The following is a 26,207-nucleotide window of genomic DNA, read 5'->3' as shown; positions in this document are numbered from 1 at the left end:
GTCAGTGCGCGGCGGAGAGCCCGATGGTGAGCGTCTCGGCGGCATGGGTCAGATCCTCCGGATGGGCCTCGAGCTGGTTGGCGGCGCGGAAGGCGATGCTGTCCGCCACCGGCGCGCCAGAGAGGGTTTCGATCTCGCCGGCGATCTCGCGCAGACGGGCGCGCAGCGCCTCGACATCAGCATCGCCCGAGGCGAGCTTGTCACGGATCTCCTTGAGTTCGGCAGACTGGTCTTCGACCGCCATGTCATCGGGGCGCGCCTCGACATAGGTGCGGATCGCCCAGGCCGCCTTCTGACCCAGCAGTTCCCCGAAGGCCGGCATCTTGGTGGTGCCGTTCTGAGTGTAGCCGTGGATGAAGCGCTCCATGAACCACTCGTCGCCGTATTCCTCGGCCTCGAGGAAGCGCAGGTCGGGGGCGAGCCCGCCCGAGATCACCTCGAGCCCGTGGCAGCGGGCGCAGTTCTGGTTGTATCCCGAGGCGCCGATCTCGACCGCGGCCTGCCAGACATCCTCGCCGGCATCGCGATAGGGGTTCTCGGTCAGCCACTCCTCGCCCACGTCCGGCAGCGCGTCGGTGTTGACCGGCTGCGGGGCGACATCGCCATGGGCAAGCGCGAGCGTGGCGGCAAACATGCACATTGCGGCACCGGACAGGACGGTGCTCGGGAACTTCACTGCAGATCGCTTGATAGTGGGCATGGGACCTCCTCCGTTTCCACTGGTTTCAGCTTTGCTAGCAAGGCGCCCCGGCGGGCCATATTGGACCTTGGTCGTGAAACTGGGATCTCTTCGACCATGGTCTTACGGCGCGGCCTCTTAAGCAGGCGTAGTCTGCACCAAGGGAGGACATACATGCGTATCATAGGGCTTGCTGCCGTGCTGTCGCTGTCGCTGGGCGCCGCCGCCGCGTCGGAGACCAAGGTCAGAATCGGCTATCTCACCGTCGACCAGCCAGCCCCGCCGGTGCTGTCGAATCTCGACCCCGCCCCCGAGGACCTCGGGCTCGCGGGGGCGCAGCTGGGGATCGAGGACAACGCAACCACCGGGCGCTTCCTCAACCAGACCTACACCATGGACGAGACCCGCGTGCCCGAGGGCGGCGACGCGCTCGCCGCCGCGCGCGCCCTGCTGGCGTCGAGCCCCTTCCTCGTGCTCGATGCCCCCGCCGCGACGCTCACCGCCGTCGCCGACCTGCCCGAGGCCGAGGGCGCGCTCCTGTTCAATGCCAGCGCGCCCGACAGCGCCCTGCGCGACGCCGACTGCCGCGCCAACCTGCTGCACACGATCCCCTCGGACGCCATGCGCACCGACGCGCTGGCACAGTTCCTGGTGCAACGGCGCTGGACCGACGTGGCTCTGATCTCGGGCGCGCATCCGCGCGACACGGCCTTTGCCGACGCGCTGCGCGCCTCGATCGCCAAGTTCCGGTTGAAGCTGGTGGGCGAGTCCGACTGGGTGTTCGATGCCGACATGCGCCGCAATGCCAGCGCCGAGGTGCCGCTCTTCACGCAAGGATTCAAGGAGCACGACGTGCTGCTGCTGGCCGACGAGATCGGCGATTTCGGCCGCTACGTGGTCTACAACACCTGGCTGCCACGCCCGGTCGCGGGCTCGGAAGAGCTGGTGCCGCAAGCCTGGGCGCCGGTGGTCGAGCAATGGGGCGCGGCGCAGCTGCAATCGCGCTTCGAAGAGCTCTCGGGGCGCGAGATGCAGCCCGAGGATTACGCCGCCTGGGCCGCAATCCGCAGCATCGGCGAGGCAGTCACCCGCACCGGCAGCGCCGAGGCCGCGACGCTGCGCGACTACATCTTTTCGGACGCCTTCGAGCTGGCGGGCTTCAAGGGCAGCCCGCTGAGCTTCCGTGGCTGGAACGGCCAGCTGCGCCAGCCGATCCCCATCGTCACCGACCGCGCCGTGGTCGCCACCGCGCCGCTCGAGGGCTTCCACCACCAGGGCAACGAGCTCGACACGCTGGGCCGCGACGCGCCCGAAACCGCCTGCACCGCATTCGGAGGATAAGACCATGCTGAGACTGACCGCCATCCTCGCCCTGCTCGCCTCCCCCGCAGCGGCGGACGAGATCTGGATCACCAACGAGAAGGATGACAGCATCAGCGTCATCGACGTGACGACGCTCGAGGTGACGCGCACGATCCCCACCGGCGAGCGCCCGCGTGGCATCACCTTCAGCCACGATTTCTCGAAGGTCTACATCTGCGCCTCCGACAGCGACGCGGTGCAGGTGATGGACCCGGTCTCGGGCGAGATCATGCACGACCTGCCCTCGGGCGAGGACCCCGAGCAATTCGTCCTGCACCCGGACAACCGACGGCTCTACATCGCCAACGAGGATGATGCGATCACCACGGTGGTCGACACCGAGACCCGCCGGGTGATCGCCCAGATCGACGTCGGCATCGAGCCCGAAGGCATGGCGGTGAGCCCCGACGGCAAGATCGTCATCACCACCTCCGAGACCACCAACATGGCGCATTGGATCGACACCGGCACCGAGGCGATCTTTGCCAACACGCTGGTCGACAGCCGCCCGCGCCATGCGGAGTTCGTCAAGGAAGGCAGCGAGCTCTGGGTCTCGTCGGAGATCGGCGGCACGGTGACGGTGTTCGACGTGGCGAGCCAGGCCGAGAAGGCCAAGATCGAGTTCGAGATCACCGGCGTGCACGAGGACCGGCTCCAGCCGGTGGGGTTCGAGCTGACCCCGGATGGCAAGACCGCCTTCGTGGCGCTGGGTCCGGCCAACCACGTCGCCGTGGTCAACGCCGAGACATGGGAGGTCGAGGACTACCTGCTGGTGGGGCGCCGGGTCTGGCACATGGCCTTCGACCGCGATCACAAGCGGCTCTTCACCACCAACGGGGTCTCGGGCGACGTGACGGTGATCGACGTGGAGAAGCGCGAACCGATCAAGACCATCAAGGTGGGCCGCTTCCCCTGGGGTGCGGCGCTGCGACCGACGGAGGGCTGAGCGCCCGCCGGCCCGCAGTGTTGCGGGCGGCACGGGAGAGAGGAGATGCAGATGAGACCGGTCTTGATGTGCCTGGCGCTGCTGGCGGCTTCGGGCGTCGTGGCGGACGAATATGGCACCACCAACCCCGAGGAGCTGACATGGCAATCGATGCGCGACCGCGCCGAACGCGGCGAGACCGACATGATGGTCTGCGCCTCGGGCTACCTGATGACCAAGTCCGGCGATCACGCCACCGCGCGGGCGATCTTCGAGGCCTGTGCCGAGGCCGGCTACACCGCGGCGATGACCTGGATGGGCTACATGGAGCAAAACGGCTTCGGCGGGCCGTTCGACCCTGATGCCGCTGCCCACTGGGACCGCCGCGCCGCCGAGGCCGGCGACCCGGTCGGCAAGTTCAACTACGGCATCGGGCTGATGCGCGGCTTTGGCACGGCGCAGGACGAGGCCGCCGGGCGCGCGCTGGTCGACGAGGCGGCGCGCGATGGGCTGGAGATCGCAAGGCGCCTGCAGGGGGCGGGCTATGATCTCGACGAGATCACCCCGGATGCGGACAACTGGCGCTACGCTCCGATGTTCTGAGCGGCGGCTCGGGCAAACCCGGGGCGCGCTGCACTGCCGTCGCCGCGCAGCGCGAAGGAGGGAGAGAGGGGGCGCTGCCCCCGCCGCAGCAGAGCTGCGACTCCCCCGAGGTATTTTTGAACCAGAGAAGACAGGAGCGTGGCGCGGGGGCCTCGGCGGTGCGCGGCCTGACCAGAAGGCGCGGCGCGGGGATTTGGGGGCGCTTCGGTCTTAGACCTTGGTGCAACGCACCCGGCCCGGGGCGGGCGGTCTACTTGGGCGCGGAACCGCGCGCCCCTTTGCGGTGCCGGCGCGGCGCGCCCTGCGACCGGGGCCGCCGGACCGGAGACCCCGGTCGCCCGCATCATCGCCATGGCGGCCCCGTGCGTGGCCGGCTCCGCCACAGTCGACACCCTCGCCATGGTCAGGATCGCGGACCGGAAGCCGCTATTCGATGTCGCGTGCCCTCTCTGACAAGCCGTTGATTCCAGAGCCCCTTCCGAATGGCCTCCGCAGGAGAAACCGCTCTGTCGCGGCTCCAAATCCTGTGCCGATGACGACCGCTCGACGGCGCTTGGGGCCTTGGGGTTCGTCCGGACCCATGCGGCGCTGCGCGTCTATGGAGGGCGATGGCGGCGTCATGCGAGGCATGAGGATGCGCAATGTCGGCCTCGCGAACCGCTCCGTACGGGGCGTCATACGCGCCGAGCGGCGCGTCACCAGCCCGCAGGACAACCGCGCCATCGAGAGGCAGCAGTAACCCCGCGGAAAGGTCGTACGACCATGGTGCAATTCATCTCCGGCCCCGCGCCGGGGATGCTTGCTCCAGAGGAGGGACCGGCCCCGTGGCCGAACCGAACGCTCTGAACCGTCTTTAAGGGAGGACATCATGAACCGCTTCATTCTGGCAGTGACCGCAGGTCTGCTGGCGACCGGTGCCGCGCAGGCCCAGGTCACCGAGGACGATCTGGCCAACGACCAGTCCATCACCACCCAGGTGGTGACCAACGGCATGGGCCGCCACCTGCAGCGCTACAGCCCGCTCGACACGCTCAACAAGGACAACGTCCAGAACCTCGTGCCGGCCTGGGCTTTCTCCATGGGCGGCGAGAAGCAGCGCGGCCAGGAAACCCAGCCGATCGTCTATGACGGCGTGATGTACGTCACCGGCTCCTACTCGCGGCTCTATGCCATCGACCTCGCCTCCGGCGAAGAGCTCTGGCAATACGACGCCCGCCTGCCCGAGGGCATCCTGCCCTGCTGCGACGTGATCAACCGCGGCGCGGCGATCTACGGCGACAAGATCATCTTCGGCACGCTCGACGCCCGCCTCGTGGCGCTCGACCGCAAGACCGGCGACGTGGTCTGGCGCGACAAGATCGCCGACTACAAGGCCGGCTACTCCTACACCGCCGCGCCGCTGATCGTGAACGGCCTCGTCATCACCGGCAATTCGGGCGGCGAGTTCGGCATCGTCGGCGAGGTGCAGGCGCGCGACGTCGAGACCGGCGACATGGTCTGGACCCGCCCGGTGATCGAGGGCCACATGGGCACGCTGAACGGCGAAGAGAGCACCATGACCGGCGAGCTCAACGCCACCTGGCCGGGCGATCTGTGGAAGACCGGCGGCGGCGCCACCTGGCTCGGCGGCTCCTACGATGCCGAGACCGACACGCTGATCTTCGGCACCGGCAACCCGGCGCCCTGGAACAGCCACCTGCGCGGCGCGGGCAGCCCCAGCGAGGGCAATACCGGCGACAACCTCTACGCCGCCTCGCGCCTCGGCATCGACCCGGCCACCGGCGAGATCAAGTGGCACTTCCAGACCACCCCGCGCGAGGGCTGGGACTATGACGGCGTCAACGAGGTCGTGGCCTACGAGGATGCCGACGGCAACAAGCGCTTCGCCACCGCCGACCGCAACGGCTTTTTCTACGTGCTGAACCGCGAGGACGGCGCCTTCGTCGACGCCCACCCCTTCGTCAAGGACATCACCTGGGCCAGCGACATCGACGAAACCGGTCGCCCGGTCTTTGTCGAGGAAAACCGCCCCGGCGATCCGAGCGCGGCGGCCGATGGCGGCAAAGGGGAAGTGGTGTTCTCGGCCCCGGGCTTCCTTGGCGGCAAGAACTGGATGCCGATGGCCTACAGCCAGAACACCGGCCTGTTCTACGTGCCCTCGAACGAGTGGGGCATGGACATCTGGAACGAGCCCGTCACCTACAAGAAGGGCGCGGCCTATCTCGGTTCGGGCTTCACCATCAAGCCGATGTACGAAGATCATATCGGCTCGCTCAAGGCCATCGACCCCGCCACCGGCGAGTGGAAGTGGGAGTTCAAGAACGAGGCCCCGCTCTGGGGCGGCGTGATGACCACCGCCGGCGGACTGGTCTTCACCGGCACCCCCGAGGGCAAGTTCCTGGCGCTTGACGACGAGACCGGCGAGGTTCTGTGGAGCTTCCAGACCGGCTCGGGCATCGTCGGCCAGCCGGTGACATGGGACCAGGACGGCGAGCAGTATGTCTCGGTGGTCTCGGGCTGGGGCGGCGCGGTTCCGCTCTGGGGCGGCGAGGTCGCCAAGAAGGTGAACTACCTCAACCAGGGTGGCACCGTCTGGACCTTCAAGCTGCCCAAGCAACTCGCTTCGTCGAACTGATCGAGGAGCTCCTCCCAGAGGTCCGCCTCCCAACTGGACCTCATGCGATGCGCCGCGCCCACCGCGGCGCATCGTTCATTCCGGCGCCCGGCCCCGGCGCCCGCGCGGCAGGGTGAAGAGCAGCGCGGCGCCGCCCGCGTCGCCATCCTCGACCCAGATGCGCCCGCCATGCTGCGTGACGACACGTTCGCAGAGTGCGAGGCCAAGGCCGCTGCCGCCAAGCGCGCTGTCGGCACGCAGCCGGTGGAACAGCTCGAACACGCGCTCGCGCTGCTCCCGCGGGATGCCGAGCCCGTTGTCGCTCACCCTGACGCCGACCATCTGCGGCCCCGCATCGAACGCGGCGACACGCACCAAGGGCTGGCGCTCCGGGTGGCGGTACTTCAGCGCGTTGATCAGCAGGTTCTGCGCCAACTGTCCGATCAGCAGAGGCCCACCGGACGCCATTGGCAAAGGCCCGACACTGACCTCTGCCCCGCTGTGCGCGACCTCGTCGCGCAACAAGTCGACGGCGTCACGGAAACAAGCCTCGAGATCCACGGGCTCGAACGCAACCTCGGTGCTTTCGATACGGAACAGGTCGACGACGGCACCGATCCGCGCGCGCAGCTTGTCGGCGGCGCGGCTGGCAATGCCGAAGACCTCCTGCGCCTCGTCATCGACCGCCTCGCCAAGCGCGGTGTGCAGCATCGAGAGCCCCCCGGCGATGGTGTTCGCCGGCGCCATCAGGTCATGCGCGGCCATCAAGGCGAAGTCGCGAATCTCGTCCAGCTTTGCCTCGCGCCGGCGCAGGTCCGTGACATCGCTCAGGATCCCCATCACGCGTGACGGCGCGGCGCCGCGCCAGGCCACCACCTGCCCGCGGCAATGCCCCCAGATCGTCGCGCCGTCCTTGCGCAGGTAGCGCAACTCGAGGTCGAAGGGCTGCTTGCCACGGCTTTCGACATGGGCGCGAAACGCCTGCTGCAGGCGCGGCAGGTCCTCGGGATGCACCCTCTGCCGCCATGCCGCGGCGCTGGTTCCGAGCTCGCCCCCGCCAAACCCGAGCATCGCCTTCAGGAGCGGGCTCATGAAGGCGGTGTTGTCCTGCACGTACCAGTCCCAAAACCCCGCCTGCCCCGCCTCGATCATGCGCTCGACCTGCGCGCGCACGGCGCATGAAGGGCCATCGGCATCGCCCACCGAGAGGACACTCCCCCCACCGGGCCGGAGCGCAGTGGACCCGGCGTGCACGGTCACGAGGGTCTCTCCGGTCGTGGACTCGGCAGGGATCAGTCCGAAACGAAGCTCCGGGCCCTCGGGGTCCGGCTGCAGAACCGGAGTCTGCCCGTCTGGAGGGAAATAGATTCGACCGGGCGCGGCCCGCGTTCCCTCGGCGATCTCGTGGAGCAGCGCGGGCGAATCGGTCAGCTTGGCAAGTTTTTCCCGCTCCCGGGAGGACAGCGCCACGGAGAGGAGCAACGAACGGTCCTGCGCCGCTCCTGATTCAGCCGATTCGGATAGTGCCGCGACCTCCGAGGTCAGGTCGGAGATGCCGCCCTCTCCGATCACGAGGAGCGCCCAGTTCGGCCCTTCACACGCCTCTGCCGCCTCGGGCCTATTGTCGCACGGAGATACCGTTCTCACCATTCAAGATCTCCCACCAATTCAAATACTGGGCCCGCCGGGAACTTAATTCAAGCGCCATGTGGGTATCGGACAATTAAATCCGAAATAAAACGCTCCATTCTTAGGTATATAGCCGATATACAATTCCATGACGACGCGGGATCCTCGAAACAGACTTAACATATAGCGCCAATGGCCGCTCCCCACGCCCCACATAGAAAATGTATCAATTCGCCACAAAAACGTTTCACTAATCCGCCGGTTTCTGACAATTTGCGAGTGCGCGCATTCCGGCATCGCCCATAGCGCGAAGAAATCGGGATGAGGCGACCCGGAGTTCCAATCGCCTCGGGAGACACGGCATGTTGCAAACCGGGCATAGTTCTTCGCTCGACGCCAAGACACTGAAGAAAACCGTCCTGATCGTCGACGACGACGAATGGACGCGGTTCTCCGTCCAGAAACACCTGAAGGAAGAGAGCTTCCACGCCCGCGCGGTACCTCGGCTCGAAGACGGGCTGGCGCTATGCGCGCAAAACCCGAAGGCCTTCGGACTGATCCTTCTCGATATCCGGTTCCCGGATGGCGAATGCGGGCTCGATTACGCGCGGGATTTCAAGAAATTGACCGAAACCGTATCCTGTGGAGTGGTGGGGATCACCTCCCACATGGCGTTTCTCGAGAAGGGCGACTGGACCAAATTCGGAATGGACGACCTGCTGCTGAAACCGCTGCACAAATGGCTTTTGATAAGCTACGCGCAGCGCTACTGCTGAGCCCGGCGATCAGGCAAAGAGGCGAAAGCTGCGCGCGGCGGCCTCGACCGGGTCGATCACCGGGCAGCTCAGCGCGGCGCGGGCGCGCCGGGTCAGCGCAGACATGCCGGCACACCCCAGAATCACGCAATCGACCCCGTCCTCGGCCTCGGCGCGCTGCGCCTCCTCGACGATGCGGGTGAGCGCGGCGTCAGGATCGTCCTCCAGCGCCAGGACCGGCACGCCCGACGCGCGCACCTTTGCGCAGTGCCCGGCAAGCCCGTAGCGCGCGATATTGCCTTCGATCACCGGCAGCGAGATCGGCAGCGTGGTGACCACGCTGAAGCGCCAGCTGCGCAGCGCCGCGAGGTGGAAAGCCGCCTGCCCGATGCCGATCACCGGGCAGCGCGCGCGGCGCGCCGCCTCGTCCAGTCCGGTGTCGTCGAAGCAGCTGATCGCCACGCCCTCCGCGCCCGCCCCATCGAGCTCGTCCACGATCTCGAGCAGCGGAGGGGTCGCCGCATCGCCATCGGCGGCGCCCTGGATCGAGGGCGGGCCGCCGAGCGAGGTGCGCCCGGTGATGAGCAGCTCCGGAGCAGCGGCGCGGGCTGCCGAGACGATGGTCGCGGTCATCGCCTCGGTGCTGTTGGGATTGACGAAAACGATCGACATGCCCGGACCTCAAACCATGCCCTTGCCGGCATCCGAGCCCTGCCGCGCGCGGCGGCGGCCCATCAGCCAGACGGTAAGAAGGAAGGCCCCGATGACGATCAGCGAGAAGGCCGTGGTCAGCGTGCCCAGCGCGAAGATCACCGGCGTGGTGACATTGGTGGTCATGCCAAAGATCTCGAGCGGCAAGGTGTTGTAGCTTCCGGCGGTGAGCAGCGTGCGGGCGAACTCGTCATAGCTCAGGGTGAAGCCGAAGAGTGCGACGCCGATCAGCGACGGTGCGATGATCGGCAGCACCACGTGGCGGATGGTCTGCCAGGCGGTGGCGCCCTGATCGCGGGCCGCCTCCTCGAAGGATTTGTCGAAGCGGTTGAACACCGCGAACATGATCAGCAGGCCGAAGGGCAGCGTCCAGGTGAGCTGCGAGCCGAAGCCGGAGCTGGCCCAGTGAACCTTGAGACCGGCTTGGCTGAAGATCAGTCCGACGCCGAGCGAGACGAGGATCGACGGGATCACCAGCGAGGTGATGATCAGGTAGAACAGCACCGCCGAACCGGCAAAGCGCTTGCGGAAGGCGAGCCCGCCGCTGACCGAGACCACGACGGTGGTCACCATGACCATCAGGCCAAGCACGAAGCTGCGCCGGAACGAGCCCCAGATGTCGCCCACCGCTTGCTCCTGGAACAGGTCGCGGAACCAGTGCAGCGAGGTGCCCTGCATCGGGAAGGTCAGACCGCCCTGCGGGCCCTGGAAGCTCAGGATCGCGATGGTGATGGTGGGGCCGTAGAGGAACAGGATGAACAGCGCGAAGAACGCGGCGAGGATATAGAAGGACCGGGGGCGACGTTCCATCTCAGAGCTCCTTCCGAATGTCGACGAAGCGCAGCAGGATGCCGATCACCAGCAGAACGGTGACCAGCAGCACCACCGCCGTGGCCGCCGCCGAGGGGTATTGCAGCAGGCCGATATCGTTGGAGATCAGCCGGCCCACATTGGCCGATTGCGAGCCCGACATGAAGCGCACGGTGATGAAGTCGCCCATCACCAGCGTGATGACGAAGATCGTGCCGATCATGATGCCGGGCTTGGTCAGCGGCACGATGACGTGCCAAAGCGTCTGCCAGCCGGTGGCGCCGGCGTCGTAGGAGGCCTCGATCAGCGAGCGGTCGATGCGCATCATGGTGTTGAAGATCGGTACCACCATGAACAGCGTGTAGAGGTGCACGAAGGCGAGGATGACGCTGAAATCGCTGAACAGAAGCCACTCCAGCGGCTCGTCGATGACCCCCCAGGAGATCAGCGTCGAGTTGGCGATGCCGTTGCGTCCGAGGAACGGGATCCACGAGATCATGCGGATGATGTTCGAGGTCCAGAACGGGATCGTGCAAAGCAGAAAAAGCGCGATCTGCCAGGTCAGGCTGCGCACGTGGAAGGCCAGGAAATAGGCCACCGTGAAGCCGATCAGCAGCGTCGCCGCCCAGGTGATCAGGGCGTATTTGAAGGTGTTGAAGAACACCTTGTAGGTCACCGGCGAGCTGAACAGGAATTCATAATTGTCGAACTGGAAGGCCGGGTAGATCGAATACTCGGTCGCGCCCCAGAAGCTGACGATGACGATCATGATGATCGGCAGCACCAGGAAGGCGCCCAGCACCAGCGCCAGCGGCGCGGCCTGGAACCACGCCACCATTGCGGCGGGCAGCCGGCGGCCGGCGCGGGCGGCGGGGGCCGCGGAAGAAGCGGTGGGGGTGTCGGTCTCTGCCGTCATGACGCGTGTCCGATGGGTCAAAGGGCCCCGGCCGGAAAGGGAGGACGGCCGGGGCAAGTCGTTGGTTTGGATGGATCAGGAGGAGATGAACTCGTTCCACTTGCGAACCATGTACTGGTTCTCGTCCATCACGGCGTTCCAGCAGGCGACCGAGCCCATGCGGTCGTAGAACGAGCCGCCGTCGCGGGTCTCGCCGGCCTGCGCCAGCACGTCGCCGAAGGGCGAGGTGATCTCGCCGGTGGCTTCCTTGCCCTCGAACCAGTAGCCCCACTCGTTCTCGGACATGTGCTCCTTCGAGGTTTCCGGAACCGCCGAGTAGTAGCCCTGACGCATCAGGAAGCCGCCGACCCAGCCGGAGAGATACCAGTTAATGTATTCATAGGCCGCATCGAGCTCCATGCCCGAGAGCGACTTCGACAGGCCGATGCCGCCGCCCCAGGAGCGGTAGCCCTCTTCGAGCGGCTGGTAGACGCAGGGAATGCCGCGCGACTTGACCGCGGTGATCGCCGGCGACCACATCGACTGGATCACGACCTCGCCCGAGGCCATCAGGTTGACGCTCTCGTCGAAGGTCTTCCAGAAGGCACGAAACTGGCCGTTCTGCTTGGCCTCGGTGAAGATCGCGAAGGTGGCGTCGATCTCCTCGCGGGTCATGTTGCCCTTGTCGCCGTACTGGATCTCGCCCATCGATTCACAGACCATGGCCATGTCCATGATGCCGATCGAGGAGATGTCGAGGATCGAGGCCTTGCCCTTGAACTCGGGGTTCAGCAGCTCGGACCAGTTGTTGATCGGACGGCCGATGAGGTCGGGGCGGATGCCCAGCGTGTCGGCGTTGTAGATCGTCGGGATCAGCGTCATCCACTGTGTCGGCTCGTCGGCGAAGCTGGTGGCGCCCTGCTCCGGCACGAAGCCCACGGTGTGCGGCGCGGTGCCTTGCGCGATCTCGCTCTCCGGGGTCAGCTTGCCGTCCTTGAAGATGCCGACAATCTTGTCGTAGTTGGCGATTTTCGAGGTGTCCATCGCCTGCAGGTTGCCGGTCGGCCAGACCTTCTTGCAGATCCAGTACTCGATGTCGGCGATGTCGAAGCTGTCGGGCTGGGTGGCCGCGCGCTGGGTCACGCTGTCGGAATCGAGCGCTGTCATCTCGAGCGTGAAGCCGAGCTCTTCCTTCACCTTCTGGCCAACCTCGTTGAGGTTCGAAACGCCGGTGCCGAACTGGCGCAGGGTGATGTTCTTGGTCTCCTGCCCCCAGACCATCGGCGCCGGCAGCGCCGAGGCGGCGAGCGCGGCACCGCCGGTCTTGAGCAGCGACCGCCGCGAGTAACGAACCTTGGAAATCGTGGTCATGTATCAGTCTCCCTGTTTTATTATGACCTTGTCCTTCAGGCCGAAAGCGTATGCGCAGAGCGCGCATCCCAAGCCAGGCCAATGGCCTCGCCCGTCTCTTTCGGAGCCCCGAAGAATTCCTTGTCGGTGAGCAGGACGGTGACCTCCTGCTCGCCCGCGACCATCGCGGTCAGCGCCACATGCGTGCCCTGGTACTCGATGGCGGTGATCCGCCCCGAGAGCTGGGCTGCCTGCGCATCGGTGAGCTGGATCGCGTCCGAGCGCAGCGCCACCTTGCCCTCGGGCAGCGCGATGACGTTGTGCGCGCCGATGAACTTCGCCACGAAGGCGGTGCGTGGCGCATCGAAGATCTCGCGCGCGGGGCCGGCCTGTTCGATCACCGCGTTGTTCATCACCACGATCTCGTCGGCGAGCGCCAGCGCCTCGTCCTGCCCGTGGGTGACGTGAATGAAGGTGATGCCGGTCTCGCGCTGCAGCTTCTTCAGCTCGGCGCGCATCCGGATGCGCAGGAACGGGTCGAGCGCCGAAAGCGGCTCGTCGAGCAGCAGCACCTGCGGCTCGGTGATCAGCGCGCGGGCCAGCGCCACGCGCTGCTGTTGCCCGCCCGAAAGCTGCGCCGGAAGCCGGTCGCCGAGCTTGGCCATATCGACAAGCTCGAGCATCTCCATCGCGCGGGTACGGCGCTTGGTGGCGTCGACGCCCTTCATCTTGAGGCTGAAGGAGACGTTGTCGGCGACGCTGAGATGCGGGAACAGCGCGTAGCTCTGGAACATCATCGCGGTTCCGCGCTTGGCCGGTGGCAGGTAGGAGACATCGCGCCCGTCGAGCACGATGGAGCCGTCGGACACGCTCTCGTGCCCGGCGATCATCCGCAGCGTCGTCGACTTGCCGCAGCCCGAGGGCCCCAGCAGGCAGGCATAGGAGCCGCTGCGAAAATGGTGGTTGATGGACTTCACCGCGACGGTCTCACCGTAGCGCTTGGTGACGTTGACGAGTTTCAGATCCGACTTCATGGGCACTCCCCTGTTGCCTCAAGCCTGTGCCATTCCCCCTGCCCGGCCCAAGAGTCTTCGACACCCCGAACGCCCCGAAACCGCGATTGCCGGAATCTTCGACAAAAGCGCGAATGCATTGTCTAAAATTTTGGCTAATTTCGTATACAATCCTGTTCTCAATCCTCACCCCTTGCAGTTCCCCGGCCCTCGGATGACGATCCGACTCACGGAGAACGAGTGTGACAAAGCAGACAAAAAGCGCGACAGGACGCAGCCGGGCCGAGGACATCGCCGACCGGCTCCGCGAGGCCATCCACGCCCACCGGCTGACCCCGGGCACCAAGCTCAGCGAGGACGAAGTCGGCGGCATCTTCGATGTCAGCCGCACCACGACGCGTGCAGCGTTGCAGATGCTGGCGCATGAGCAGCTCGTCGCAATCGAGCCCAACCGCGGCGCCTTTGTCGCCAGCCCGAGCATCCGCGAGGCGCGCGAGGTGTTCGAGGCCCGCGCCCTGCTCGAGCCGCGCACCGCGCGCTCGGCAGCCGAACGCGCCACGCCCGCCGACATCGCACTGCTGCGCGAGCATATCGACGCCGAGCACGCCGCCATGCGCGAGGGCGACAGCGGCCGCGCGCTGATGCTTTCAGGCGAGTTCCATATCCAGATCGCCAAGATCGCCGATCAGGACACGATCGAGGATTTCATCCGACAGCTGATCTCGCGTTCGTCACTGGTGATCGCGCTCTACTGGCGGCGGCAGAACGCGTTGTGCGAAAGCCACGCTCATGACGCGCTGATCGAGGCGCTGGCCCGCGGCGATGGCATTGCCGCCGAAGAACTGATGTCCAGTCATCTCGTTGACCTTCTGTCGCTGCTCGATCTGCGCCAGACGCCTCCGGGCTCACTCTCACTGAAGGATGCGCTTGCATGAGCGTCACGCACCGCCGCATGACAAAGGCTGACCTCGGCCTTGTGCTGGACTGGGCCGCCGCCGAAGGCTGGAACCCCGGGCTCGACGATACCGCCCCGTTCCACGCCGCCGACCCGGACGGCTTTTTCATCGCCGTCGAGGACGAACAGATCCTCGCCGCGATCTCGGTGGTCAACCACACCGACGACTACGCCTTCCTCGGCCTCTACATCTGCGCGCCCGAAGCGCGCGGCCGCGGCATCGCCTACGAGCTCTGGCAAACAGCGATGGCGCATGCGGGCGAGCGTACCGTCGGGCTCGACGGGGTGCCCGAGCAGCAGGAGAACTACATCAAGAGCGGCTTCGAGCTGGTGGGCTCCACCGTGCGCCACACCGGCCCGCTGGCCTCCGGCCCCGCCGCCGACACCCGCCCCGCCAACGCCGCTGATATCGGGCGCATGACCGAGCTCGAGGCGGTGGCCTCGGGCGTCGCCAAGCCGCGCTTCCTGACCCAGTGGTTCCGGCCCGCCCCGACCCGGCACGGCTTCATCACCGCTGATGGCACCGGCATGGTGGTGATCCGCGAATGCCGCGACGGCTACAAGATCGGCCCCTTGGTGGCGCGCTCGGACGTGCAGGCGCGCAACCTGCTGCAGGCCGCTGCCGCGATCTCGGGCGAGGCCGACGTGTCGATTGACGTGCCCGCCTCGGACCGCACCCTGACCGGCATCTGCCGCGAGCTGGGCCTCGCGCCCGGTTTCGAGACCGCGCGCATGTATCGCGGCGCGCCGATCTTCGAATCCGATATGCTCTACGCGGTGGCGACGCTCGAGCTCGGTTGACATCGGGGCCGGGGAAACCGACAAGAAACGGCTCTACGCGATTATTCCCCTTGCCTCCAAGGAACGCCGCGTCATCTTCTTGAAGACGCGTTCCGTCGGTACCATCATACGGCCATGATCAATCAGCTCGACCTTCCCCCGGCGCTGCACGACTACATCAAGAAGTCGGGCGTCGCGCTTGCCTTGTCTGCCATTGAGGACGACGCGCCGCTTCTGGTGGTGAACAAGGCGTTCTGCGACATGACCGGCTATTCCGAGGACGAGGTGGTGGGCCATAACTGCCGCTTCCTGCAGGGCCCCGACACGACCGACTCCGCCCGTCAGCCGCTGCATGACTTCGTGCATGGAAACGGCGGCGACAGCGGGCGCTTTCCGATCCTCAATTATCGCAAAGACGGGTCTGCGTTTCATAACTACGTTTTTATGTCACGGTTAAAAGACACCGGGGGTCAGCCCCAGTTTATTCTCGCGTCGCAGTTCGACATGACCACTGCCCTCAAGCGCTCGCAGATCTCGCTCAATGACGAGAAACTGCAGGATGTGCTTTCGGATGTCGGTCAGATCGGACGCGAATTCGGTCTCGCCATGATGGGGTCGGCAGGGCTTCTTGCGGATTCGATCGCCCTGATGGCAAAATTGACCTTCGACGACAGCCAGCGCTAGGCCCTTGATCAGGCGGACGATGAAAGACGACAAGACCAACAAGTCCCTCGAGGACGACGCAACCCGCGACAGCGAACGGCTCTGCATCATCGGCGTCGGCGCCTCGGCAGGCGGGCTCGAGGCGATCCGCGAGATGCTGACCGAGGCCAAGCCCGACAGCAACCTCTCCTACGTTGTGATCCAGCATCTCGATCCCAACCACGAAAGCCTGCTGGCCGAGCTTCTGGGCCGGCACACCTCGCTCAGCGTGACGCAGGCCTCGGGAGGTGAAAAGGTCGAGGCGGGAAATGTCTACATCATCCCGCCGGGCTTTGGCTTGTCGATCACGGACGGCGTTCTGAACCTCACCGAGTTCGCCCAGCCGCGCGGGCTGCGCCGGCCGATCGACGATTTCTTCGAGAGCCTCGCGCTCGATCAGGGCCGCTTCGGCGCCTGCGTGATCCTGTCCGGCACCGGCGCAGATGGCAGCGCCGGGCTGCGCGCCATCAAGGAGCATGGCGGGCTGTGCATCGTGCAGGACCCGCGCACCGCGCGCTACGACGGCATGCCGACCTCGGCGCAGTCCACCGGGCTGGTGGATTTCGTCCGCCGCCCCTCCGAAATCGTTCAGGCGATCCACCAGTTCTATGCTCATGCCCTGCGCGAGACCAAGAGCGAGAAGCTCGCGGTCACCGTCGAGGAAAACCTCGACGGCATCTTCACGGTGGTGCGCAACTTCGTCGGCCACGATTTCTCGGGCTACAAGAAATCCACCCTGATCCGCCGCGTGCAGCGCCGCATCCAGGTGCTCGACCTCTCGGATGCGCACGCCTACCTGCAATACATCAAGGCGGAACCCAAGGAATGTGAGATCCTGTTTCGCGAGCTGCTGATCAACGTCACGCGGTTCTTCCGCGACACCGAGCATTTCGACCTGCTGCGCGAAATGGTGATCAAGCCTCTGGTGGCCAATGCCGGCAACGAGGACGAGATCCGCGTCTGGGTGCCGGGCTGCTCGAGCGGCGAGGAAGCCTATTCCATGGCGATGATGTTCGCCGAGGAGGCGCGGATCCGCAAACGCTCGGCCAACGTGCAGATCTTCGCCACCGACATCGACGAGCAGATGCTGCGCATCGCGCGCGAGGCCTCGTACCCGCAGGCGGCGCTGGTCGATATCCCCGAGACGATGCGCGATCTCTACACGGTGGCGCGCGATGGCCGCTTCAAGATCTCGGCCAAGATCCGCGACATGATCCGCTTCTCGGTGCACAGCGTCGTGCGCGATCCGCCGTTCTCGAATATCGACCTGCTGTCCTGCCGCAACCTGCTGATCTATTTCGGTGACACGCTGCAGAACTCGGCCCTGCCGATCTTCCACTACGCCATCAAGCCGGGCGGCACGCTGTTCCTTGGCCCGTCCGAGACGGTGGGACGCCACGACCACGCCTTCCATGCCATCGACCAGAGCTCGCGTATCTTCCGGCGCAATGACGGCCGCCCGGAATACCCGCTGCACCTGCGTGGCAAGGACACCGCCAACACCGCCAACCGTGACAGCCAGGCCCGCCAGAGCGAGCCTTCGCCACGGCGTGAATGGACCGACGGGGGGGCGACTGACCGCATCCTGTCGACCTATGCGCCGGCCACGCTGCGCGTCACCACGGCGGGGGAAATCCTCGCCTCGACCGGGCGGCTCGGCAAATACCTCGATTTCTCCCCCGGTGACGAGACCAACCGTTTCGCGCCATCGGTTGCGCGGCCCGGCGCGCGCGAGTCGCTCTCGGCAATCATCCGGCAGGTCAGCGAGAACAAACGGCGCACGATTTCCCGTGATCTCATGGCGCGGTCGGAATTCGGTCGGCAGGCCTTCGACCTCATCGCCGAGCCGCTGAAGGACGGCACAATCCTCGTGGTGTTCCGCGAACGCGAGAGCTTCGAGCCGCTCGACGATGCTGATCTCGACGATATCGACAGCATCGACAGCCACGTGCAGAGCCTCGAGGACGAGCTGCGCAGCACCCGCGTGCGGCTGCACACCACCGTCGAGGAGCTCGAGACCGCGAACGAAGAGCTGAAGAGCTCCAACGAAGAAATGATGTCGATGAACGAGGAGCTCCAGTCGACCAACGAGGAGCTCTCGACCGTCAATGACGAGCTCAAGGGCAAGGTCGACGAGCTGTCGGTCGCCAATGCCGACCTCAGCAACTTCTTCGCCTCCACTGCCCTGCCGCTGGTGGTGGTCGACTCGACGCTGACGATCCGCAACTTCACCGACGCGATCCAGGGCATCTACCCGTTCCGCGCCACCGATCGCGGCCGTCCGCTGTCGGAGGTGACCAGCAAGCTGCGCCGCAACGACGATGTGCTCGACGCCATCTCGCAGACCGTGCGCGATGGCGAAGTGCGCCACATGCGGGTGAGCGACCGCGAGGAGGAAGAGCGCACCTGGTCGCTTGTCATCACCCCCTACCGCACCCGCGACGGCGAGATCGACGGCGCCACGCTGGTATTCACCGAGCTGACCGACGCCATCCGTCTTGAGGAGGCGCTCAAGCACGAGGGTGAGCGGCTGCGGCTGGCGCTCGATGTTTCCTCGCTCGGGGTTTGGGAGTTCGACCCGATCCTGAGCAGCCTGCGGCTCGACGAGACCGGCTGCGGCGTGCTTGGCGTCGACGCCAATGCGCTGTCGCTCGAGAGCCTGCTCGACACCGTGCATCCCGACGACGCCGACAGCGTCAAGGCAGCCATCGCCGGCCTGACAAGCGAGGGCGATGCCATCGACCTGACGTTCAAGCGCGCAGGCACCGGGCCGAAGTACCGCTCGGTGCGGGTGGTCGGCCGGCGCGTGCACAGCAAGCGCGCGGCCCGGGTTCTGGGCGTTCTGTTCGACATCACCGCTGAGCAGGAGGCCCGCGACATCCGCGAGATGATGCTGCGCGAGATGAACCACCGGGTGAAGAACATGTTCTCGATCATCTCGGGGATGGTGCGCATCGCCGGGCGCGCGACCGACTCGGTCGAGGATCTGGTCGACGGCATCCAGACGCGGGTGAATGCGCTGGCGCGTTCGCACGACCTGACCCAGCGCCGCCCCGGCAGCCGTTCGCTGACGCTCGAGGACACGGTGCGCGCCTCGCTCGAACCCTATGCCGGTCAGGCGGGCTATCACGTTGCCGGACCGACGGTCGAGGTCGAGGATCAGGACCTCACGGCGCTGTCGCTGCTGCTGCATGAATGGGCCACCAACGCGGCCAAATACGGCGTGCTCGGACCGTGCGAAGGACGGCTCGAAGTGCTTTGGGAACGAAAAACCGACGGCGGGGTTATTCTCACGTGGAACGAAATCCACACTGCCGAAGTTGAGCCGGACAATGGTGCGTCCGGCTTCGGCTCGACGCTTGTGCAGCTGTCTGCTGTCCAGCTCAACGGGTCGGTCTCGGTGGAGTTTGGTGAACACGAACGAAGGATGACCTTGACCTATGGGCCCCTACTGCGGAATGACTGATGGCGATGGCTCGAAGCCCACTGTGCTGCTCTGCGAGGACGAGTATATCGTCGCCCTCGACCTGCAGCTGCTGCTCGAGGAGTTCGGCTACGAGGTCATCGGTCCGTTCGACAGTTTCTCCAAGGGTCTGAAGGCGCTGAACGAGGTCCGCCCCGATATGGCGGTGCTTGATGTGCGACTGCGCGACGGCGAGGTCTTCCCGCTGGCCGACAAGCTCAACGAGCTGGGTGTCGGGCTGGTGTTCCATTCCGGCCATGTGCAGGACTCCGACATCGCCGAGAAATACGGCAACGCCATGTGCTGTCACAAGCCCATCGACACCAAGCGCCTGCAACACGCGTTGCAGAAGGTCTGCTCCGCCAGCCCGGCGCACTGACCGCCGCCAAGAAGATGCCGCCCACCCTGCGGAGACCGCCCCGGTGGGCGCAAGCTTCTACCGTGTGTAGCGGACCCGCGGCCATCGCAGTTTGCATCGGTCGCGTAAGTTCGAGAGCGGCCCCCTTCTCCTCACGCAAGCCCGCGCGAGACCAGGCGGCTCTGACGGACGCCTCCGGCGGGAGTATTTTTCACGAAGAGAAGCCAGGGGCGCAGCGCTCCTGGCTTCTCTGGTTTCAAAATACCTCGGGGGAGTCCGCGGCACGCGGACGGGGGCAGAGCCCCCGGTTGGCCGGTGTCAGCCCATGCGCTCGGAGGCGTATTCCCCGGGCGAGGCCGGGAAGACCACGGTCTTGTCGCCGTTGAGGAACACGCGGCGGTGCATATGCGCGTGGATGGCACGGGACAGCACCTGGCTTTCCACGTCGCGCCCGAGCGAGACGTAATCGGACGGGCTTTGCGCGTGGGTCACGCGCACCGTGTCCTGCTCGATGATCGGGCCTTCATCCAGATCGGCGGTGACGTAATGGGAGGTCGCCCCGATCAGCTTCACGCCGCGCTCGAAGGCCTGCTTGTAGGGGTTGGCCCCCTTGAAGGACGGCAGGAACGAGTGGTGGATGTTGATGATCCGCCCCGACATCTCGGTGCACATCTCGTCCGAGAGGATCTGCATGTAGCGCGCCAGCACGATCAGCTCGGCGCCGGTCTCGCGCACGATGCGCATCTGCTCGGCCTCGGCCTCGGGCTTGTTGGCCTTGGTCACCTTGATGCAGTGGAACGGGATGTCGTGGTTCACCACCACCTTCTGGTAGTCCATATGGTTCGAGATCACCGCCACGATGTCGATCGGAAGCGCCCCGATGCGCCAGCGGTACAGCAGGTCGTTGAGGCAGTGCCCGAAGCGCGAGACCATGATGATGACCTTCATCTTCTCGCTCGGATCGTGGAAGGCGAACTCCATGCCAAAGCTCTGCGCGGTGGCAGCAAACCCTTCGGCCAGCGCCTCGCGGCTCCTGCCCTGCTCGCTCTCGAAGCTCAACCGCATGAAGAAGCGGTCATTGCCGATATCCGAGAATTGCGAGCTGTCATGGATGTTGCAGCCCTGCTCGGCGAGGAAGGTGGAGATCGCGGCGACGATGCCGGAGCGCACCGGGCAGGCGACGGTCAGGATAATCTGGGACATTCCTGTTGGACCTTTCGTTGTCTCAGCATTCCGGCAGGTTGACTGCAATTCCGCCGGTGGAGGTTTCCTTGTATTTCTCGTTCATGTCCTGCCCCGTCTGCAGCATCACGCGGATGCAGTTGTCGAGCGGCATGAAATGCTGACCGTCGCCGCGCAGGGCGAGGGAGGCGGCGGAGACCGCCTTGATGGCGCCGAGCGCGTTGCGCTCGATGCAGGGCACCTGCACCAGCCCGGCGGCGGGATCGCAGGTCATGCCAAGGTGATGCTCCAGCGCGATCTCGGCGGCGTTCTCGACCTGCTCGTTGTTGCCGCCCAGCACAGCGCAAAGCCCGGCGGCGGCCATCGCCGCGGCACTGCCGACCTCGGCCTGGCAGCCGGCCTCGGCGCCCGAGATCGAGGCGTTGTGCTTGATCAGCCCGCCGATCGCCGCCGCGGTCAGCAGCAGGTCGCGGCAGCCCGCGCGGGTCGCGCCGACGCAGTGATCGCGGTAGTAGCGCAGCACCGCCGGCACCACGCCCGCCGCGCCGTTGGTCGGCGACGTCACCACCCGACCGCCGGCGGCGTTCTCCTCGTTCACCGCCATGGCGTAGACGCTCATCCAGTCATTGGCCTGATGCGGCTGCGCGAGGTTCATGCCGCGCTCGGCCTGCAGCTGATCGTGGATCGCCTTGGCCCGCCGGCGGACCTTGAGCCCGCCCGGCAGGATGCCCTCCTGCGTCAGGCCGCGGGCGACGCAGTCGTCCATCGTGTCGAGGATGCGGTCGATGCGGTCGTCGAGCCCCGCGCCATGCAGCACCTGCTCGTTGGCGCGCTTCATCTGCGCAATGCTGAGCCCGGAGGCCACGCCCATCTCGAGCATCTCCGCAGCGGTGCCAAAGGGATAGGGAAAGGCGTGCGAGACCTTTTCCTCGTGCAGATCGTGCGCCCCGGCGCGCTGCGCCTCGAGCTCCGCGGCGGTGAGGACGAAGCCGCCTCCGACCGAGTAATAGGTCTGCTGGTGATAGGTGTTGCCGGCCTCGTCATAGGCCTTGAGCACCATGCCGTTGGCATGGCCCGGCAGCGGCGGGCCGAAATCGAAGACCAGGTCGTTCTGGGTGTCGAAGGCCAGCGGCTCGAGCCCGTCAGGATGCACCATGCCCTCCCGGCGCACGGTTTCTTCCAGCGCTTCCGCCTTGTCGGGATCGAGGGTCTCGGGCGACAGGCCGCAGAAGCCGAGGATCACTGCGCGGTCGGTTGCGTGGCCCTTGCCGGTCCATGCCAGCGAGCCGTGCAGGCTCGCGGCCAGCCGGTGCACAGTGCCGGCGCCGGGGATCTTTTCGGCCCCGCCCCGCAGGTCGTCGAGAAAGCGCGCCGCGGCAACCATCGGGCCCATCGTGTGAGACGACGAGGGGCCGATACCGATCTTGAAGACGTCGAAGACCGACAGGAACATCGCTGCTCTCCTTGCATGGCTTGCGCCGGCGGGAACGGAAAGAGGCCGAAGGCCAAGGGTGCCGGACGGGATGAACACTATCCCGTCCAGACTGCGCGTCTACCGGATCAGTGGCTTTCCGCCGCAAGCTCGCGACTGCCGATCGCCAGCAGATCGTAGACATGCGGTGCGAAGGTGTTCCAGACATCCATGCGGAAGCTGGTCTCGCCGTCGCGCCACAGCACGACCGTCACGCCGTCAAAGGCTGTGCGGCGCCCGGCCCCGGGCGGGATGGTGTCGATGTCGCGCGGGCAGCCCAGCGTCAGCAGCTCGGCCGCGCGCTCGCCCTTGATCACGAGGGTGACTTCGCGGCCCGACACGTCGACAAGGCTGTGCGGGTGGCTGTCGTAGAGCGCCGACATGGCTGCAACCACGTCCGCGACATCGCCGCTGCGGCTGTGCAGGATCCACTCGTCCGGGCCGAGGCGCATCGCCTCGAGCGCGTCGGAGGAGGAGCGGCTGCCGATGTGACCGCCGAGCGACAGGCCAAGCGCCGCCTCGAACGGCGCGAGATCACCACGGGCGCGCAGCGACAGGCGCGTGCAGGGCATCGCAGCCGAGACGCTGGCGGCCGAGGTCTCGACCAGCGTGCCGGGGGTGAAGGACGATACGGGTGCGTTCATGCTCTTCTCCTCAGATCTTCAGACGGGCGTTTTCGGGATCGACGAAGATCGTCGAGGTGATCTTTGCGGCAATGGTGCGGTCGGGCATCGGGATGTGGACGATCTCGCCCATGCGGGACTGCCCGCTCTCGACCAGCGCCAGCGCGATGGGCCGGCCGGAGGTGCCCACGTCGTAGGACGAGGTCACGTGGCCGACCATCTTCATCGGCACCGGCTGGTTCGGGTCGAAGACGATCTGCGCCCCCTCCTCGAGCTTCGAGTTGTCCTCGGTCAGCAGGCCCACGAGCTGCTTGCGGCCCTCGGCCACGAGGTCGGGACGCGCCAGACCGCGCTTGCCGACAAAGTCGGGCTTCTTCTTGCCCACGGCCCAGCCCATGCCCGCATCGAAGGGCGTGACGGTGCCGTCGGTGTCCTGACCGACGATGATGTAGCCCTTCTCGGCGCGCAGCACGTGCATGGTCTCGGTGCCGTAGGCGGTGATGCCGTATTGCTGGCCCGCCTCCCAGAGCGTCTCCCAGAGCTTGCGGCCCATGGGCGCCGGCACGTTGACCTCGAAGCCGATCTCGCCGGTGAAGCTGACGCGGAACAGCCGTGCCGGCATCCCGGCGACGGTGCATTCCACGCAGGACATGTGCGGGAAGGTCTCTTCGGTCAGTTCGACGCCCTCGACCAGCGGCGCCAGTAGCTTGGCGGCGTTGGGGCCGTTCAGCGCCACGGTGGACCACTGCTCGGTGGTCGAGGTGAGCCAGACGTTGAGGTCGGGCCACTCGGTCTGGAGGTAATCCTCCATCATGTTGAGCACACGGGCCGCCCCGCCGGTGGTGGTGGTGACATGGAACAGGTCCTGCCCCATGCGACCGATCACGCCGTCGTCGCGGATGTAGCCGTCATCGCCCAGCAGCAGGCCATAGCGGCAGCGGCCGATGCCGAGCTTGGTCCAGGGGTTGGTGTACATGCGGTTCATGAACTCGACCGCATCGGGCCCCACGACCTCGATCTTGCCCAGCGTCGAGGCATCGAAGATGCCGACGCTCTCGCGGGTGGCGGCGCATTCGCGGCGCACCGCGTCATCCATGCTCTCGCCTGCCTTGGGGAAGTACCACGCCCGGCGCCACTGGCCGACCGGCTCGAACACCGCGCCGTTCTCCTCGGCCCAGGGGTCGATCTGGGTCTTGCGCGTGACCTCGAAATGCGCACCGCGATGGTAGCCCGCGAAGGCGCCGAACGAGGTCGGCGTGTAGGGCGGACGGAAGGTCGTCAGACCGACCTGCGGCGGCGCCTTGCCCAGCGCGTCGGCAGCGATGTTCAGGCCGTTGATGTTGGACATCTTGCCCTGGTCGGTGGCCATGCCGTTGGTGGTGTAGCGCTTGACGTGCTCGATCGAGCGCATGCCCTCGCGCACAGCAAGGCGCAGGTCCTTGGCGGTCACATCGTTCTGGTAGTCGACAAAGGCCTTGGCCTTGCCGGGGCTACGGTCGGTCGGCAGCTCCTTGTGCGACACGCCGGTGCCCGGGCGGTCATTGGCGACCGAATAGCTCACCTCTGCGCCGGTCTTGCCCAGCGCGGCGACGATCTCGCGGCCCTTCTCGGCACCGTCCTTGAGCGCCGCCTCGATGCCCCAGAGACCACGGCTCGCGCCGGCGATGACGCAATCCTCCGGCGTCTTCTCGGGCAGGAAGGTGTTGCGGTCGTCGTCCCAGGCGAGCGAGCCCTTGGTGTGCGAGAAGAGGTGCAGCGAGGGCGTCCAGCCGCCCGACATCAGCAGCGCGTCGCACTTGATCTCCGTCCCGGCGCCGACGGTGCCGCCGGAGACCGGGTTCACCCGCAGCGACGACACGCGCAGGCGACCGCTGGTGGCGGTGCCGGTGTGCGAGAGCTTCACCGGGATGTTGCGCTTGCGCGCCTCGGCCTGCAGTTCCTCGCGGACGCCCTCGCGGGTGTCGACGATGGCCTGCACCTTGGCACCGGCATCGGCGAGATCGAAGGCGGCGTACCACGCGCTGTCATGCGAGGTCAGCACGACCGGCGACTTGCCCACCAGCACGCCGTAGCGGTTGAGGAAGGTCTGCGCCGAGCCCGCCAGCATCACGCCGGGGCGGTCGTTGCCGTGGAACACCAGCGGCTTCTCCAGCGCGCCCTGCGCCAGCACGACCTGACCGGCCCGCACGCGCCACATGCGTTCGCGCGGGGTGTCGTCGGGCAGCTTCGGCAGGTGATCGGTGAGCTTCTGCACAAGGCCGATCATGTTCTGGTGGTAGTAGCCGATGGCGGTGGTGCGGGTCATGATGGTCACGCCCAGCGCCTCGAGTTCGGCGACCTCGGCGGCAAGCCAGTCCCAGGCGGGGCGGCCCGAGATCTCGGCCTGCGGCTCGGACAGCAGCGTGCCGCCCGCTTCCGGGTTCTCGTCGACGACCACGACCTTGAGCCCGTCGACGGCGGCCGCGCGCGCGGCGGCAAGGCCGGTGGGACCCGCACCGACGATCAGCACGTCGCAATGCAGGTAGCGCGAAGCGTAGTGGTCGGGGTCTTCCTCGGTGGGCGACACGCCGAGACCGGCAGCCGCCCGGATGAAGGGCTCGTAGACCTTGTCCCAGAAGCTCTTCGGCCACATGAAGGTCTTGTAGTAGAAGCCGGCCGAGAACAGCATGTAGGCGGCATCGTTCACCGCCCCCACGTCGAACTTGAGGCTCGGGTACTTGTTCTGCGAGCTGGTCTCGAGGCCTTCCCAGATCTCCTGCACCGTGGCGCGGGTGTTGGGCTCGAAACGACCGGCGCCGCGGCGGGTGCCGATCAGCGCGTTGGGCTCTTCGCTGCCTGCGGCCACGGCACCGCGCGGGCGGTGATACTTGAACGAGCGGCCCATGAGGTGCACGCCGTTGGCCAGCAGCGCCGAGGCGACGGTGTCGCCGCGCCCGCCGGTATAGCGCTTGCCGTCGAATGTGAAGGTGACGGGGCGCGAGGTGTCGACGCGACCGCGGCCGGAAACGCGATACTGGCTCATTTCAGACCCTCCGTGAGGCTGGCGAGATCGGGACGCGGGGCGCCCGCCTCGTAGGTGGTGAGGAACTTGTCCGACACGGTGTCGCGCACCGCGTTGAAATAACGGCCACAGCCGTGGAAGTGCCGCCAGCGTTCGTAATGCGGGCCCTTCACGTTGGCGCGGATGAAGAGGAATTCCTCCCACTGGTCATCGCTCTGGCTGGACGGATCCTCGGCGCGGACGATGTGGGCCTGACCGGCATATGTGAACTCGGCCTCGGGCAGGGTCTCGTTGCATAGGGGCAATGGATCAGAAGCATCGGAGAG

Annotated in this window: 22 protein-coding genes; 10 read left to right on the top strand and 12 right to left on the bottom strand. The window is 66.4% G+C overall.

What is annotated here, in order from left to right; translation table 11 throughout:
- Position 1 precedes the first annotated feature (1 nt).
- A complete protein-coding gene (pedF, locus tag R2601_RS10940; protein WP_040545311.1) occupies positions 2-640 on the bottom strand; it encodes a cytochrome c-550 PedF in 639 nt (212 codons plus the stop codon).
- A 213-nt stretch (positions 641-853) separates the two neighbouring features.
- On the opposite strand from pedF, the gene pedA1 reads away from it, so the two are divergent.
- The 4 genes from pedA1 (at position 854) to R2601_RS10920 (ending at position 6,204) form a co-directional block, all read left to right on the top strand.
- Complete coding sequence (gene pedA1, locus R2601_RS10935) at positions 854-2,020, top strand: lanthanide ABC transporter ABC transporter substrate-binding protein PedA1 (RefSeq protein WP_007797950.1); 1,167 nt, start codon at positions 854-856, stop codon at positions 2,018-2,020.
- A 4-nt stretch (positions 2,021-2,024) separates the two neighbouring features.
- Positions 2,025-2,987, top strand: coding sequence for a YVTN family beta-propeller repeat protein (locus tag R2601_RS10930; protein ID WP_007797948.1), 963 nt, complete (start codon positions 2,025-2,027; stop codon positions 2,985-2,987).
- Between the two features lie 51 nt (positions 2,988-3,038).
- Entirely contained in the window at positions 3,039-3,569 is a 531-nt protein-coding gene (locus R2601_RS10925; RefSeq protein ID WP_040544611.1) for a tetratricopeptide repeat protein, read from the top strand.
- Between the two features lie 868 nt (positions 3,570-4,437).
- Positions 4,438-6,204, top strand: a complete 1,767-nt coding sequence (locus tag R2601_RS10920; RefSeq protein ID WP_007797942.1) for a PQQ-dependent methanol/ethanol family dehydrogenase — start codon at positions 4,438-4,440, stop codon at positions 6,202-6,204.
- Between the two features lie 75 nt (positions 6,205-6,279).
- Here R2601_RS10920 and R2601_RS10915 read toward each other — a convergent pair whose 3' ends face one another.
- On the bottom strand, positions 6,280-7,665 hold the full coding sequence (locus R2601_RS10915; RefSeq protein WP_007797941.1) for a sensor histidine kinase: 1,386 nt from the start codon (positions 7,663-7,665) through the stop codon (positions 6,280-6,282).
- Positions 7,666-8,174: 509 nt separating this feature from the next.
- Here R2601_RS10915 and R2601_RS10910 point away from each other — a divergent pair.
- On the top strand, positions 8,175-8,588 hold the full coding sequence (locus R2601_RS10910; protein WP_007797939.1) for a response regulator: 414 nt from the start codon (positions 8,175-8,177) through the stop codon (positions 8,586-8,588).
- Between the two features lie 9 nt (positions 8,589-8,597).
- Here R2601_RS10910 and R2601_RS10905 read toward each other — a convergent pair whose 3' ends face one another.
- The 5 genes from R2601_RS10905 to R2601_RS10885 all read right to left on the bottom strand — a co-directional run bounded on the left by R2601_RS10905 (position 8,598) and on the right by R2601_RS10885 (position 13,367).
- On the bottom strand, positions 8,598-9,239 hold the full coding sequence (locus R2601_RS10905; protein WP_007797938.1) for an aspartate/glutamate racemase family protein: 642 nt from the start codon (positions 9,237-9,239) through the stop codon (positions 8,598-8,600).
- A gap of 9 nt (positions 9,240-9,248) precedes the next feature.
- Entirely contained in the window at positions 9,249-10,088 is an 840-nt protein-coding gene (locus tag R2601_RS10900) for an ABC transporter permease (RefSeq protein WP_007797935.1), read from the bottom strand.
- A gap of 1 nt (position 10,089) precedes the next feature.
- Entirely contained in the window at positions 10,090-10,926 is an 837-nt protein-coding gene (locus R2601_RS10895; RefSeq protein WP_040545310.1) for an ABC transporter permease, read from the bottom strand.
- A gap of 153 nt (positions 10,927-11,079) precedes the next feature.
- Entirely contained in the window at positions 11,080-12,345 is a 1,266-nt protein-coding gene (locus R2601_RS10890) for an ABC transporter substrate-binding protein (RefSeq protein WP_086003310.1), read from the bottom strand.
- Positions 12,346-12,389: 44 nt separating this feature from the next.
- Positions 12,390-13,367 (bottom strand): ABC transporter ATP-binding protein, encoded by a 978-nt coding sequence (locus R2601_RS10885; RefSeq protein ID WP_007797928.1) that lies wholly within the window; start codon positions 13,365-13,367, stop codon positions 12,390-12,392.
- A gap of 221 nt (positions 13,368-13,588) precedes the next feature.
- Between R2601_RS10885 and R2601_RS10880 the strand changes: the two genes are divergently transcribed.
- From R2601_RS10880 to R2601_RS10860, 5 genes are all read left to right on the top strand, one after another.
- Positions 13,589-14,281, top strand: a complete 693-nt coding sequence (locus tag R2601_RS10880; protein ID WP_007797924.1) for a GntR family transcriptional regulator — start codon at positions 13,589-13,591, stop codon at positions 14,279-14,281.
- The gene (locus tag R2601_RS10875) at positions 14,278-15,102 is read left to right on the top strand and encodes a GNAT family N-acetyltransferase (protein ID WP_007797921.1); all 825 of its coding nucleotides are present in this window, start codon (positions 14,278-14,280) and stop codon (positions 15,100-15,102) included. Before R2601_RS10880 ends, R2601_RS10875 begins: the two co-directional genes overlap by 4 nt.
- 114 nt (positions 15,103-15,216) lie before the next feature.
- The gene (locus R2601_RS10870) at positions 15,217-15,765 is read left to right on the top strand and encodes a PAS domain-containing protein (protein ID WP_007797918.1); all 549 of its coding nucleotides are present in this window, start codon (positions 15,217-15,219) and stop codon (positions 15,763-15,765) included.
- 19 nt (positions 15,766-15,784) lie between these two features.
- The gene (locus tag R2601_RS10865; protein WP_007797917.1) at positions 15,785-19,249 is read left to right on the top strand and encodes a CheR family methyltransferase; all 3,465 of its coding nucleotides are present in this window, start codon (positions 15,785-15,787) and stop codon (positions 19,247-19,249) included.
- Positions 19,242-19,625, top strand: a complete 384-nt coding sequence (locus R2601_RS10860; protein WP_007797914.1) for a response regulator — start codon at positions 19,242-19,244, stop codon at positions 19,623-19,625. The genes R2601_RS10865 and R2601_RS10860 overlap by 8 nt, the downstream gene beginning before the upstream one ends.
- A gap of 297 nt (positions 19,626-19,922) precedes the next feature.
- On the opposite strand, the gene purU is transcribed toward R2601_RS10860, so the two are convergent.
- From purU to R2601_RS26970, 5 genes are all read right to left on the bottom strand, one after another.
- The gene (gene purU / locus R2601_RS10855) at positions 19,923-20,807 is read right to left on the bottom strand and encodes a formyltetrahydrofolate deformylase (RefSeq protein ID WP_007797911.1); all 885 of its coding nucleotides are present in this window, start codon (positions 20,805-20,807) and stop codon (positions 19,923-19,925) included.
- A 22-nt stretch (positions 20,808-20,829) separates the two neighbouring features.
- Entirely contained in the window at positions 20,830-22,239 is a 1,410-nt protein-coding gene (locus R2601_RS10850) for an L-serine ammonia-lyase (RefSeq protein ID WP_007797908.1), read from the bottom strand.
- Between the two features lie 107 nt (positions 22,240-22,346).
- A complete protein-coding gene (locus R2601_RS10845) occupies positions 22,347-22,901 on the bottom strand; it encodes an aminomethyltransferase family protein (protein ID WP_007797906.1) in 555 nt (184 codons plus the stop codon).
- 10 nt (positions 22,902-22,911) lie between these two features.
- Positions 22,912-25,902, bottom strand: a complete 2,991-nt coding sequence (locus R2601_RS10840; protein ID WP_007797904.1) for a sarcosine oxidase subunit alpha — start codon at positions 25,900-25,902, stop codon at positions 22,912-22,914.
- Positions 25,899-26,207: sarcosine oxidase subunit delta (locus R2601_RS26970; RefSeq protein ID WP_007797900.1), on the bottom strand; the 309-nt coding region annotated here is incomplete at its 5' end. The genes R2601_RS26970 and R2601_RS10840, both read right to left, overlap by 4 nt.

It is taken from the genome of Salipiger bermudensis HTCC2601 (assembly GCF_000153725.1).
Taxonomy (GTDB): Bacteria; Pseudomonadota; Alphaproteobacteria; order Rhodobacterales; family Rhodobacteraceae; genus Salipiger; species Salipiger bermudensis.
This window is presented reverse-complemented; position numbering and strand designations above follow the sequence as displayed.